10 protein-coding genes are annotated in these 13,585 nt (G+C 74.0%); 6 read left to right on the plus strand and 4 right to left on the minus strand.

The annotated features are described in order from the left end of the window. Positions 1-8: 8 nt before the first annotated feature. Positions 9-602, minus strand: a complete 594-nt coding sequence (recR, locus tag D1648_RS15625) for a recombination mediator RecR (protein ID WP_122943594.1) — start codon at positions 600-602, stop codon at positions 9-11. A gap of 150 nt (positions 603-752) precedes the next feature. Between recR and D1648_RS15630 the strand changes: the two genes are divergently transcribed. Together D1648_RS15630 and D1648_RS15635 are read left to right on the plus strand one after the other, a co-directional pair. Then, on the plus strand, positions 753-2,120 hold the full coding sequence (locus tag D1648_RS15630; protein WP_122943526.1) for a glycoside hydrolase family 125 protein: 1,368 nt from the start codon (positions 753-755) through the stop codon (positions 2,118-2,120). 119 nt (positions 2,121-2,239) lie between these two features. Continuing rightward, positions 2,240-2,767 (plus strand): transcriptional regulator, encoded by a 528-nt coding sequence (locus D1648_RS15635; protein ID WP_122943527.1) that lies wholly within the window; start codon positions 2,240-2,242, stop codon positions 2,765-2,767. A 40-nt stretch (positions 2,768-2,807) separates the two neighbouring features. Here the strand turns inward: D1648_RS15635 and D1648_RS15640 are convergent, their stop codons facing one another. Next, positions 2,808-6,107 (minus strand): DNA polymerase III subunit gamma and tau, encoded by a 3,300-nt coding sequence (locus D1648_RS15640; RefSeq protein WP_122943528.1) that lies wholly within the window; start codon positions 6,105-6,107, stop codon positions 2,808-2,810. Positions 6,108-6,240: 133 nt separating this feature from the next. Between D1648_RS15640 and D1648_RS15645 the strand changes: the two genes are divergently transcribed. After that, positions 6,241-7,626 (plus strand): hypothetical protein, encoded by a 1,386-nt coding sequence (locus D1648_RS15645; RefSeq protein WP_122943529.1) that lies wholly within the window; start codon positions 6,241-6,243, stop codon positions 7,624-7,626. Positions 7,627-7,770: 144 nt separating this feature from the next. Here the strand turns inward: D1648_RS15645 and D1648_RS15650 are convergent, their stop codons facing one another. After that, positions 7,771-8,919, minus strand: coding sequence for a hypothetical protein (locus D1648_RS15650; protein ID WP_206424825.1), 1,149 nt, complete (start codon positions 8,917-8,919; stop codon positions 7,771-7,773). 193 nt (positions 8,920-9,112) lie between these two features. On the opposite strand from D1648_RS15650, the gene D1648_RS15655 reads away from it, so the two are divergent. Then, a complete protein-coding gene (locus D1648_RS15655) occupies positions 9,113-10,591 on the plus strand; it encodes a dicarboxylate/amino acid:cation symporter (RefSeq protein WP_122943530.1) in 1,479 nt (492 codons plus the stop codon). A gap of 74 nt (positions 10,592-10,665) precedes the next feature. Continuing rightward, positions 10,666-11,022, plus strand: coding sequence for a MerR family transcriptional regulator (locus D1648_RS15660; RefSeq protein WP_122943531.1), 357 nt, complete (start codon positions 10,666-10,668; stop codon positions 11,020-11,022). A gap of 55 nt (positions 11,023-11,077) precedes the next feature. Here D1648_RS15660 and D1648_RS15665 read toward each other — a convergent pair whose 3' ends face one another. Then, a complete protein-coding gene (locus D1648_RS15665) occupies positions 11,078-12,055 on the minus strand; it encodes an aldo/keto reductase (protein ID WP_122943532.1) in 978 nt (325 codons plus the stop codon). 242 nt (positions 12,056-12,297) lie between these two features. On the opposite strand from D1648_RS15665, the gene D1648_RS15670 reads away from it, so the two are divergent. Next, positions 12,298-13,584, plus strand: a complete 1,287-nt coding sequence (locus D1648_RS15670) for an MFS transporter (RefSeq protein WP_122943533.1) — start codon at positions 12,298-12,300, stop codon at positions 13,582-13,584. Position 13,585 lies beyond the last annotated feature (1 nt).

Below are 13,585 nucleotides of genomic sequence, written 5' to 3' on the forward strand. Positions count from 1 at the left end.
GCAGGCTCTCAGACGGTGCGTCGGCCCAGGAAGGCGCGGCCCAGGGTCATCTCGTCGGCGTAGTCGAGGTCGCCGCCGACGGGGAGCCCCGAGGCCAGGCGGGTGACGGTCAGCTCGAGCGGGCCGAGCAGGCGGGAGAGATACGCGGCGGTGGCCTCCCCCTCGATGTTCGGGTCCAGCGCGAGGATGACCTCCTGGGTCTCGCCGGAGCCGAGGCGGGTCATCAGCTGGGTGATGCGCAGGTCGTTCGGACCGACGCCCCCGATGGGGTCGATCGCCCCGCCGAGCACGTGATAGCGGCCCTTGAACTCGCGGATCTTCTCGATCGCGACGATGTCCTTGGACTCCTCGACCACGCAGATCACCTCGTCGCTGCGGCGCGGATCGGTGCAGATGCGGCACGTCTCCTCCGCGGAGACGTTCCCGCAGATCTCGCAGAAGCGCACGGTGTCCTTGACCTGGACGAGCACCTCGGCGAGCCGGCGCACAGCGGCGTCGTCGGCGTCCAGCAGATGGAATGCGATCCGCTGCGCCGACTTGGGGCCGATGCCCGGCAGCCTGCCGAGCTCGTCGATGAGGTCCTGGACGATGCCTTCGTACACGACCCTCACTCTAGTTCCCGGGGCCGACGTGCGGCGACGGCTCCGGGGTGGTGCGGATCGCGCGGCCCTGCACACCTGGCGGACCGCGCTCCGGGCCGCGCCGCGCCTCGATACCCTGGCGTTCCTGACCGACCCCCGATGCGGAGGACCATGGCCCGGCTTCCCGACACCCTTATCGACGCCGTGCACGCGCGCGTGCTCGACGGCCTCGCCGATATCACCGGTGAGGGCCCCCTCGCCCAAGAGATCGCACGACGCGTGATCGCGTACCTGCGCAACACGTCCGAGACCACGGTGGACGTCGAGGAGGACGGCACCACCTTCGTGATCACCGGGGACATCCCCGCGATGTGGCTGCGGGACTCGGCCGCGCAGCTGACGCCGCTGCTGCGCCTTGTGGTCGCCGGGATCGGGGCCGACGAGGACCGGGCCGAGCTGGTCTCCCTGCTCTCCGGACTGCTGCGCCGCCACTGGCAGCATCTCGCCGACGACCCCTACGCCAATGCGTTCAACCGCACCGCGGACTCCTCCCGCTGGGACGATGACGAGACCGAGTTCGACAACCCGTGGGCGTGGGAGCGCAAGTTCGAGCTCGACTCCCTCTCCTACGGGCCGGACCTGGCCTGGCGGCTGTGGACCGCGACCGGGGATGTCTCCTGGGCCGATGAACGCTTCCTGCCCGCGGCCCGCGCGGTCCTCGCCACCGTCGCGACCGAGCAGGATCACGAGCAGCGCTCGTCGTATTTCTTCCGCCGCGCGGGCGTGCCGACGCAGGACACCCTCGCCCGTGACGGCCGCGGCTCGCTGACCGCACCGAACGGCCTGGTGTGGGCGGGATTCCGCCCGTCGGACGATGCCTGCGAGCTCGGCTACAACATCCCGGGCAACCACTTCCTCGCCCTCGCCCTGGACCGCCTCGCGGTGCTGCTCGAGCAGGTCGCGGAGGCCCCCGAGGAAGCGGCCGAGGCACGGGAGCGCGCGGGCGAGATCCGCGCGGCGCTGCGCGAGCACGGCACGATCGAGGGGCCGACGGGCGAGCGCATCTGGGCGTACGAGATCGACGGGCGCGGGGAGCATCGCTTCCTCGACGACGCGAACGTGCCGAGCCTGCTCGCCCTGCCCTACCTCGGCTGCGTGGCCGCAGAGGACCCGCTGTACCTCGCCACGCGCGCCGCGGTCCTCTCGCGCAGCAACCCGTACTACTACGCAGGGCTGTACCTCGAGGGCGTCGGCTCCCCGCACACCCCGAAGGATCACGTGTGGCCGATCGCGAAGGCGGTCGAGGGCCTGACCAGCCCCGACCGTGAGGACAAGCTGCGTCTGCTCGAGCAGCTGATCCGCACCGACGGCGGGACGGGGATGATGCACGAGGGCGTGCACGTGGACGAGCCCACCGTGTTCACGAGGGAGTGGTTCTCCTGGTCGAACTCGATGTTCTGCGAACTGGCGCTGGATCTGGCGGGCGTCTCCCGGGATCTGACAGAGCCGGGCGACGGGCAGGACACGGCGCCGGTCTGAGCTCGGGGCCGGCCGTGTCCGCGCTGATGGTGGCGGCATCCGGGCTGCCGCGATAGCGTCGTGCCGGGCCGCCGCGCCGTGTCCGGCCCGCCCTCGAGAACGAACAGGACGGACCCCCGATGTCGCCGATGCCGTATCCCTACGACGCCGTCGAGCCCGCACGCACCTGCCAGGTCGCCGAGGCGCCGGAGGTCCCGACGGCCGTCGTGATCCAGCAGGACTTCCCGATGTACGACATGCCCAGCCTGATGGACGGCACCTTCGCGCATCTCGCGGAGGCGCTCGCCGCGCGGGGCATCCGCCCGATCGGTCCTGCGTTCTCGCTGCATCACCGCGCACCGGTGGCGACGGCGGACCTCGAGGTCGGCTTCCCCGTGGACACGCCGCTGACCGTTGATCTCGAGCTGCCCAGCGGCTACGAGGTGACCGGCTCGGTGATCCCCGGCGGCCGCGTGGGCTGGATCTCGCACATCGGCGGCTACGGCGGTCTCGCGGAGAAGTGGGGCGCGTTCACCGAGGATCTCGGGGAGCGGAAGGAGCAGATGACCTACCCGTTCTGGGAGCTGTACGTCACCGAGCCCCACCCGGACATGAACCCGGCGACGCTGCGCACGGACCTGTTCTCGCTGCTCGAGCCGCGGAGCTGATCCCGCGCCGAGGACCGGCCCCGGCCGGGAACGCGCATGCTCAGCGCGGACCGGTCTCGTCGATGACCTCGAGCACCTTGCCGCCGAGCATCTTCTCGATCACCTCGCGGCCGTTGCGGGTCGCGACGACGGCGTCCTCGTCGTCGCGGGTCGCGCCGCCGGTGGGGTCGATGTCCGCCTCGGGAGCCGCATCGGGCTCCGGGCGGCTGCCGCGCAGACGCTGGCCCGCGTTGCGGGAGGCCATCGCGGCCTCGCGCACGAGCGCTGCACCGCTGCGGGGCGCCTGTGCCGACGGGCCCGCGGGCGCAGCGGGCGCCGACGGAGCGCTCGAGGCGGACGGCGCGGGAGCCTGCTGCCCCGGCCCCGGGACGGTCCCGGTGACGGCGGCCGCCGCGCCCCAGGAGGCCGCCGCCCGTGCGGTGGCCGATCCGTGCGGGCCTGAGGGGTGCGGGTCGTGCGGAGCAGAAGCGGCTGCGCCGTCCGGAGCGACGGCGGACGAGCTGATCGGTCCGGCGGCTGCCGAGCCGTCCGCCTCGGACGCAGCCGAGCCGTCCGCGCCCGGGGCTCCCGGGCCGGGGGCGGGCTCTGCGGTGCTCCCTCCGGGGGCGGCGCCCTGCTGCTGGCGGTGCGCGGCGGGCAGCGAGCGGACGACGCGGCCTTCGGCCAGTGCACGTTTGAGCGCGTTCTGTCCGAAGGTCCGCGGCTCCTCCGCCGGCAGGGCGTCACGGCCCTCGTCCTCGACCTCGAGCGGTGCGGCATCGGGCGCGGGGATCGCCGTCGGAGCGGTCGCGCCGCGCTCCGGCGCAGGGCTGCCATCGTCGTGCGGCACGGGCCGGCCGTGGTCATGGGGCGCGGGCGGCTCGTCCCGGGGGTCCGGCGGGAAGGGATCGTCCGGCTCGGGCGGGAAGTCGTCGGCAGGCGCATGGGGCGGGGCCGCCGGAGCGTCGCGGGCGGCGCGTGCCGCGGCGGCCATCGCCCGCTCGGAGGCGCGCTGGCCGACGGAGGGGGCCTGCTCCTCGGAGTCCGCGCGCGAGCGTGCACCGGCGGCGGGTTCACCGGCCGCTGCGTCGCCCCAGGCCGGGGCCGCAGCGGATGCCGAATCAGCAGAGGGCGCCGGGGGCACGGCGGACGCCTCGGCGGCGGCAGGCGAGCTGGCGGACGGTGCCATCGCTGAGGCGGCATCGCCCCAGGGCGCGCTGCCGCCCCGCGGCGCCTGACGTCCAGCGGGAGCACCGCCGGGGCCCGCGCTCCCCGGAGCCGCACCGCTGGGGCCTGCACCACCGGGAGCCGCGCCACCAGGGCCCGCACTCCCAGGAGCCGCACCGCCGGGTCCTCTGCCGCCGGGACCGCCGCTGTTCGGTGCTCCGCCCCCGGGGCCTGCGCCGGGCCCCGGGCCCTCCCCCACGACGGCCTCGACCGTGATGTCCGTGTGCATGATCCGGCGCACGGCGTCGGCGAGGTTCTCCGCCGCGGTGCCTCGATGGAAGGCGTTGACGAGGCCGTCCGTGCGGAAGCCCAGCACGAGCGTGGTGCCGTGCATGGCGTTGACGACGGCGTTCTGGGAGATCAGCGCCCAGCTCGGACGACGGATCTGCTGCAGCTCGTCGAGGATCGCGGACCAGTGTCCGCGCACCGCCTCGGCGTCGAGTCCGCTGCCCGCAGCCGCCCCGGCGCCCTGGTCCTGCGGAGCGCTGCCCTGGGGCTGCGGCGCACCGCCCTGACCGGTGCCGGCGGTCGCGACGGCGCCCCACGAGGCCGCGGCCTCGTCACGGCGTGACGACGGCTCCTGCGCGGGGGCGCTGCGCCCGTCGCGCTCCTGCGCGTCCCGCGCGCGCTCCTGCGCGTCCCGCGCGCGCTCCTGTGCGTCCTGCGCGCGCCCCTGCGGCTCGCCGCCCCTCGTGCCGACGGGCCCTGCCGCTGCGGCTGGGGGCTCCGCAGCGGGGCCGACGGGAGCCGAGGGCTCGGCCGCCGGCGTCGGCACTGCCTGGCCCGACTGGCCTGCCGGCCCTGACTGCCCGGCCGCCGTGGCCTGACCGGCCGGGGCGGGCGCCTGTCGGCCTCCGCCTCGGGCCTGGCGGGCCGCCTCGGCGCGCTCCTGGGCGATGCGTCGAGCCTCCTCGCGACCGCCGCCTGCCGGGGCCGCTCCGCCGGGGCGCGCCTGTCCGCCGCCCGTCGGGGCACCGCCGGCGGACGTCGCACCCGGCGATCCCGCACCGTCGGCCGCGGAGAGCGAGGCGCGCTCGTCTCGCAGCACGAGCCGGGCGGCGAGCAGCTCGAGGTGGAGGCGGGGCGAGGTCGCCCCGCTCATCGTCGAGAGGGTCTCGTGGGTCAGGTCGCCGCAGAGGGAGAGATCGGCGGGAGCGAACTGGGAGGCCTGGCTCCGCATGCGCTCGAGCTCGTCGGCCGGGACCTGCGGGAGCAGATCGGCGCCCTTGTCCGGCACGGCGGCGAGCACGATCAGGTCGCGCATCCGCTCCAGCAGGTCCTCGACGAAGCGGCGCGGCTCGTGCCCGGTGGCCAGCACGTGCTCGACCGCGGCGTAGAGCGCGGCCGCATCCCGCTCGGCGATCGCCGTGACCGCCTGGTCCAGCAGCGCCGTGTCGGTGAAGCCGAGCAGCGCGATCGCCGTCGGGAAGTCGAGGCCGTCCTCGCCGGCCCCGGCCATCAGCTGGTCCAGCACCGACATGGAGTCACGGGCGGAGCCGCCGCCGGCACGCACCACCAGCGGCATCACGCCGTCGCCGACCTGCACCCCCTCCGCGGCGCAGACCTCGTCGAGATACGGGCCGAGCACCTGCGGCGGGATGAGCCGGAAGGGGTAGTGGTGGGTGCGCGAGCGGATGGTGCCGATGACCTTGTCCGGCTCGGTGGTCGCGAAGACGAACTTCACGTGGTCCGGCGGCTCCTCCACGAGCTTCAGCAGCGCGTTGAAGCCGGCCGAGGTGACCATGTGGGCCTCGTCGATGATGAACACCTTGTAGCGGTCGCGCACCGGCGCGAAGGAGGCCCGCTCGCGCAGCTCGCGGGCGTCGTCCACACCGCCGTGGCTGGCCGCGTCGATCTCGACCACGTCGAGCGATCCGGCACCGCCGCGGGCGAGGTCGCGGCAGGAGTCGCAGGTCCCGCAGGGGGTGTCCGTCGGCCCCTGCTCGCAGTTCAGGCAGCGCGCGAGGATGCGGGCGGAGGTCGTCTTGCCGCAGCCGCGGGGGCCCGAGAACAGGTAGGCATGGCCGACGCGGCCCGCGCGCAGCGCACGCCGCAGGGGCGTGGTGACGTGGTCCTGGCCGATCACCTCGGCGAAGGACTCCGGGCGGTAACGACGGTACAGAGCGGTGGCCACCCCGACAGGCTAGTCGAGGGCGCCCACACGCGCCGCCCCGCTGGGGACGGCGGCCCGATGGGGAGGAACCGTGCCGCCCATGCGGTCCCCCGCACTCCCCGTCCATCGGTGTCGGCCGTGGCATGCTCATGGCATGTCGGCGCCCGCGCACCACGCCCCCCGACCGCTCGGCGTCGTGCTGATCGGTCCGGTGCTGATGATCCTCGTGCCGGTGGGCACCTTCGTGGTGGGCGTCTCCACCTCCTCCCGGGTCGCCGCCCCCTTCGCGGCGGTCGCGCTGCTCCATCTGCTGGTGCTCGCGGCCGCGGCCTGGCTCGCGGTGCGCGCACTGCGCGGTCGGGAGGCGTGGCGACCCGGCGACCTGGCCGGTCCGGTGACCCTCGCGATCGGTGCCGGGCTCTCCCTGTTCCTGACCCTCGCCCTCGCCCATGCGGTCGGCATCCGGGGCAGCGCGATCCCGCGCCTGCGACAGGGCATACCGCTGCCGCCGGACCTGCCCTACGTGATCGCCGTCGGCCTCGCGGTCGCGGCACTGCTGACCGCCGCCCTCGCCGCCCTCGCACCGCCGGCGCGCGGCATCATCGGGCGCCTCCGGGAGCGCGCCGCGCGCAGGGCCGACGCGGGCGCGGGGTCGCCGCGCCCCGCCCGCGATCCCGCGCCCGCCCCGGTGCACCATGCGACCTCCGAGGCCGACGGGCTCCTCGCCCGGCTCCTCTCCCCGATCACCCGGGTGCTGATGGTGCTGGGAGGGCTCGGATCCCTGGTCTGCCTGCTGATGTTCTCGCTGACCGCGCAGGACCCGGACACCGCCGAACTGCTGACGATCGGCGTCGTGCTCCTGCCGGCCCTGCCGATGGTGTGGGCGGTGCTGGAGTCGCTGTGGCGCCTGGATGCGGACCTGGGCCCGGTGATGGGGGCGCTGTGGCGCACGTTGGTCGGCCCGTTCGTGATCACGATCGTCCTGGTCATCCCGCTGCTGCTGGTGAGCGTGCTGCCTCCGGTGCGGCGCGGGTTCCACGCCCGGCACATGGCCTCGATCGGCGATGGCGGCCTGGTCGCCGCCGACGCCTCTGTCTTCGCCTTCCTGGGCCTCGGCGCCCTGGTCGCCCTCGGCACGGGGATGGCCGGCGGCCTGGCGGTGAGCGTCGCCGTGGTGATCCCCGCGGTCGCCCTGCTGCGTCCCCAGCAGATGGTCGCCGAGAACGAGATGAGCACCGACCCCGCCCATCGCCGACGCAATGTCGCCGCGGTGCGCGCGATGGCCGCGATGATCGTGATGATCTTCGTGTTCTCGATCCTCATGGTGCGGTACCAGCACGGCGCCGTCCCCGGCTGGGCGGTCCTGCTCTCGCTGCTCGTGCTGGTGGGGCTGGCCGTCGCCGTGGTCCTGCTGCAGCGAGTGGATCATGAGGCGCGGGCGCGCTCCGGGACCTCGGCACGGGTGGAGAATCCCGCCGACCCCCGGCCCCGGCGCCTCCGCCCGGCACGGGACGAGGACGGGCCGGGCGGGGACCGCTGAGCGCCGTCCACGCCCCGAGACCGGCCATACCCTGCTCTTCCTCGAGGTCCCCGACGATGACCTGCCGGCCGAGCGGATCCACGTCGATCTGCGCCCGCGCGGCCCGGGCAACGGCCAGGTCAGCCTCACCGAACCGGAGGGGGATCAGTTCTGCGCGCTGCTCTCACCGGCCGAGCGCGCCTCTTCCCCGGCGGCGCTCGTGTCGCTCGCGGTCGCGGCCCTCGCGCCGCTCGCGGTCTCCGCCAGCTTCTCCCGCCGGTGCCGCAGCCTGGAGAAGGTCGCCACGAACACGGCGACCACCACGACCACGGGCACCAGGACGTCCACGAGCCAGTCCGGCACGGAGAAGGGCAGGCCGATGTCCGGCAGCAGGCCCAGCAGCCAGCGCAGCGCCTCGCCGATCGGGCGGAGGATCGCGGCGATCAGCTCGCGGACCGGGGCCAGCAGCGTGTCGAGGAAGTCCCGCACCGGAGCGGTGACCTCGTCGAGCCAGTCCCGGATCGGCCGGACCACCTGCCCGATCGCCTCGATCACGGGGCGGATGCGCTCGCCGATCCACTCCTTGACCGGGTCGAGCAGCCCGCTGAACAGGGCACCGAGGCCGAGCAGCGGGATCAGGAACGTCGCGGCCTTCGTCAGCGCCGCGACCAGGGCGTAGCGGGTGGGATGCGCGGTGCGCTTCTCGTCGCGCGCGGCCGACGGGGATCCCTCCGCGGGGACGAGCGGGGTGGTCTGCAGCCCGTGGCGGACGTCGACCTCCCCGGCGCCGCCGAGCCCGGCGGTGCGGATCGTGATCACCTCGGCGTCCTCGACCTCGCCGCCCTCGCCCTCGCGGCCCGAGCCCTCGCCGTCCGCGCGGCGACGCACGGTGCAGCGCAGCGTCGAGAACCCCTCGTCGAGGCCGAACTGCAGGCCGTCATCGGGGGCGGCGTCGTCCGACGGCTCGGCATCGTCCGACGGGCCCGCCTCGTCGTGCACCACATCGCCCGACGGGCCCGCGCCCTCCCCGGACTTCTTCCGCGCCTTCTCCTCGGCCTTGGGATCGTGCTCGATCCCGTCGACGGCCACGGTGAAGGTGGTGTCCAGCAGGCGATGGCGCACGCGGACGACGTAGTCGTGCTCGCCGGCGCGGCCGCGGTACTCGACGTCGGCGGCGAAGCGGGTGGCGGGCTGCTCGCCGAAGGGGCGGGCCGCATCGGACTCCCCCGCGTCGCGGTCGGGCGTCTGTGCAGGCCCGCTTCCCTCCTCGGCCGAGGAGGGCGGATCGGCGTCATCCACAGGGCTGCGGGTCATGACTCCACCGTGCCAGGCCGCGCCGCCCTTGCCATCCTCCGGTCGTCGGCTCCCGGATCCCCCGGGTCCGCCGATCGGCCGAGGGCCGCCGGGACCCACACCTGGCGATATCCCTCAACTCCATAGCTGCACTAATGTGACCGCATAGCACTATTGTTGAACCTGGGAGGACGAGCGCGTAGCGTCGCCTCCCGTGAGCACAACCACCACCCCCTCCTCGGCATCGACGCGGTCGCGCAACCCGCTGGCCGCGATCACCCGCATCCCCTTCGGCTGGCAGGTCCTGATAGGCCTCGTCCTCGGCGTGGTCCTCGGCCTCGTCGCCGCCCAGATGGGTCCGGTCGCCGAGACCGAGGCGAACCCCGACGGCGCGAACTGGCTGACCACGACGCTGGACACCATCGGCACGATCTTCGTGACGCTGCTGAAGGCGCTGGTCCCGCCGCTGATCTTCCTCGCGATCGTCACCTCGATCGCGAACCTCCGCGGCGTCACGAACGCCGCCCGCCTGGCCGGCAAGACCCTGCTGTGGTTCGCGATCACCTCCCTCATCGCCGTGTCGATCGGCATCGCGCTCGGTGCCGTCACCAGCCCCGGAGCGAACTCCGGGGTCAGCGCGGATGACGCCGAGGCCTCCTCCACCCAGGGCGGCTGGCTCGACTTCCTCACGGGGCTGGTCCCGTCGAACTTCCTGGGTCTCGAGGGCAGCGCCGGTGACGACGGCACGCTCTCGCTCGGCTTCAACGCCCTGCAGATCCTCGTCATCTCCATCGCGGTCGGCATCGCCGTGCTCTCCGTCGGCGAGAAGGCCGAGCCGTTCCTCAAGGTCACCGGCTCCGCGCTGGAGATCGTCCAGAAGCTGCTGTGGTGGGTCATCCGCCTGGCCCCGATCGGCACCATCGGCCTGCTCGGCAACGCCGTGGCCAGCTACGGCTGGGAGGCCATCGGCCAGCTCGGCGTCTTCACCCTCGACGTCTACGTGGGCATGCTGATCGTGCTGCTGATCGTCTACCCGATCCTGCTGAAGACCAACGGCCTGTCCATCGGCTCCTTCTTCCGCGGCGTGTGGCCGGCGACCTCGCTCGGCTTCGTCTCCCGCTCCTCGCTGGGCACCATGCCGATGACCCAGACCGTCACCGAGCGCATGGGCGTGCCCCGCCACTACGCCTCCTTCGCGATCCCCCTGGGCGCGACCACGAAGATGGACGGCTGCGCCGCGATCTACCCCTCGCTGGCTGCGATCTTCGTCGCCAACTTCTACGGCGTGCCGCTGGGCGTGACCGACTACCTGCTGATCGTGCTGGTCTCCGTGCTCGGCTCCGCCGCGACCGCCGGCATGACCGGCGCGACGGTGATGCTCACCCTGACCCTGTCCACCCTGGGCCTGCCGCTCGAGGGCGTGGGCCTGCTGCTCGCGATCGACCCGATCCTGGACATGGGCCGCACCGCCCTGAACGTCACCGGCCAGTCGCTGGTGGGCGTGATCGTCGCCAAGCGCGAGAAGATCCTGGACCAGGACACCTACGACGCCGCGGCACGGACCTCGTTCTCCGCGATCCAGGCCGAGCAGGCGGCGGAGTCCGATGCGGCCGACGACGCCGAGACGCAGGTGGCCGACGACGCCGACGAGACCTCGGAGGCCGGGCGCGAGAAGGCCCCCGCCACGGCCTGACCCCCGCCCCGGCAGTCCCGGTCCCGCACCCCGGTCCGTCCCGTCCGGCCTGCGTCGCATGGCACACTTCACCCATGACCGCCCTCGCCCCCACCGAGGCCGCCGAGCGCACGGGCCTGACCCTCGACACCCTCCGCTACTACGAGCGCGAGGGGCTGATCGGGCCGATCGATCGCGCCGCGGGCGGCCGACGTCTCTACTCCGAGGACGACGTGGCCTGGATCGGCATCGTCACCTGCCTGCGCGAGGCAGGACTGGGGATCGAGGATCTGCGTCGCTTCACGACCCTCCTGCGCGGCGGTGCCGAGGCACCGGACCGGGTCACCTTCCTGCGCGAACGCCGCGCCGAGCTCGAGGAGCGTCGACGCGCGACCGAACGGGCCCTCGCGGTGCTGGACGACAAGATCGCGTACTACGGCGCGTCCCGATGAGCGCTCGGCCGGGTTCCGCGGCCGTGATCGTGGCGGCACCGGGCGGCGGGCCGCTCTACGCCGCGGTGTCCAGTCGCTCCCGCTCCTCGGTCGTGAGCACGGTGGTCGCCCCGACCCAGGCCTGCTCGAGCTGGTCGACCCGACTGCCGCCGATGATCGGCACCAGGGAGGGCGCTCCCCCGGTCAGCCATGCGAGCACGACCTGGCCACGGCTCAGCCCGCGCGAGTCCGCCACCTCACCGAGCGCCTCGAGCCGTCGCTCGGTGCCGGGATGGTGGTATTCGGGTGCCAGGGGACGGTCGGCGCGGTCGTAGGCGCCGCGCAGCAGCGGCGTGTACACCCAGCCGCTGAGCTCGGGGGTGCGGCGCAGCAGGTCCACCCCGTCGGCCGAGAGCGTGCCCGGCGCGTCCCGCTGTCCCTCGAGCTCCGCACCCGGCACGGGCTGCAGATAGGTGTGGCGCTGCTGGTAGGCGCTCGGTGCAGGGAGGCCTGCGTGCGCGGCGAGCAGACGCGCCTCCGCCATGCGCCAGGACGGATGGTTCGACAGGCCCCAGGCACCGATCCGCCCGTCGGCGACCAGCGAGCCGAAGGTGCCGACCACCTGTGCGAAGGGCTCGTCGTGGTCCTCGATATGGGCCCAGTACAGGTCGACGCGCTCGACGCCGAGGCGCTCGAGACTGCGCTCGAGCGCGACGCGCACGACGTCCGGCGCGAGCCCCTCGAGGTCGTCGGGGAAGCCCCCGGGTCGGTTCGGCTCGGCGCCGACCTTGGTGCTGAGCGCGACCGGAGCTCCGGGATTGGCGCGCAGCCAGCGGCCGATCAGCGCCTCGCTCTGGCCGCCGAGTCCGGAGGGGTCCTGGGCGAAGTAGTAGTTGTCGGACGTGTCCAGCCAGCGCCCGCCGAGCTCGACGAAGCGGTCCAGCAGAGCGAAGCTGTCGCGCTCGCCGATGCGGGTGCCCAGGTGCATGGCGCCGAGCGCCGGGAGCGCAGGAGTGGTCGGAAGGGTAGGTGCGGGGGCGTCGATGCGTGCCATGACCGGCATCCTGGGTGCTGGAGCGCGCTCCAGGTCAAGGCCGAGGCGCGGAGCACCCGGCGGACCCGCCGTCCCGGCGTCTGTGACCTCGCTTCCCTCCCCGGCAGCGGCCCCTTGGCGGTGCGCGGCGCGGCCGCTACCGTGGAGGCGTCCCTCGGCCCGTCCCGGGCCATCCCTGCAGTGCATCTACCTCGGGTCCCGCGCGGGCCGTCCAAGGCGGCACGCCCCGTCCCGGAGGAACGATGAGCACGACCAGGACCGACACCCCGCGGCAGAGCACCGAGCAGACCACCACGCTGCGCGCCGCCGCCGGGGCCGCCTACTTCCCCATCGCCTTCATCGCGCGCTTCCCCTTCGCGATGATGGTGGTGGGCACCCTGACCCTGGTCGTCGCGGCCCGCGACTCGATCGCGCTGGGCGGGATGAACTCCGCCGTGCTCGGCCTCGGCTCCGCGCTCGTCGGCCCGCTGCTGGGCGCCGCCGCGGACCGGATCGGCCAGCGCCGCGTGATCCTGCTGGCCGGGATCCTGAACTCGCTCGCGCTGATGGCCCTGGCCTGGGTGGCCTTCAGCCCCCTTCCCGATGTCGCGGTGCTGGTGGTCGGCTTCGTGATCGGCGCGACCTCCCCGCAGATCGGCCCGTTCTCCCGCACCCGCCTGGTGCACCTGATCCGCACCCGGCTCCCCGTCGAGCGGCGGGCGAAGAGCCTGAACGCCACGATGGGCTACGAGTCCGCGGCCGACGAGACCGCCTTCGTGTTCGGCCCGGTCGTCGTGGGGCTGCTCGCCACGACCATGACCGCGGCCGCCCCGATGATCGGGGCGGCGCTGCTGACCCTCGTGTTCGTCACCGCCTTCGCGCTGCACCCCACCGCCTCCCTCGACGTCCCCACGCCCGAGGCGCCCGCGGTCCAGGCCCCGCCCGCGGAGCTGCGCAGGCCGAGGATCCTCGTGATCGTCGCGGGCGCGCTCGGCGTCGGCCTCTTCTTCGGCACGGTGCTGACCTCGCTGACCGCCTTCCTCGCCACGACCGGCGAGGCGGATTCCGCGGGCCTGGTCTACGGGGTGATGGGAGTGGGATCCACGATCCTGGCGCTGTCGATCTCGCTGTTCCCCGAGCGGTTCCGCCTGACCCATCGCTGGCTGGTGTTCTCCGCGCTGATGCTCGCCTCGATGCTCGGCTTCGGGCTCGCGGGCGGGCTCGGCGGCCTGGTCGGCGCGATGGCCGTGGCGGGGATCGGGATCGGGCCGACGGTCGTGACCCTCTACAGCCTCGCCGCGGAGCGCGCCCCGCTGGGACGCTCGGCGACCGTGATGTCGATGCTCGGCTCGGCCACGATCGTCGGCCAGTCCGCGGCCTCGGCGCTGACGGGTGCGGTCGCCGACGGTGCCGGGGTGCAGGTCGCGATGTGGCTGCCGGCGGGCGCCGCGACCGTGGTCGTGCTCGCAGCGCTGGTCAATGCCGCGCTCGGGGACGCCGAGGCGGTCAGCGCACGCGCGGCGCGGTCCCGCCGGCGCGTGGGCGCCTGAG

Origin of the sequence: Brachybacterium sp. EE-P12 (genome assembly GCF_003711805.1) — a bacterium.
Classification (GTDB): Bacteria; Actinomycetota; Actinomycetes; order Actinomycetales; family Dermabacteraceae; genus Brachybacterium.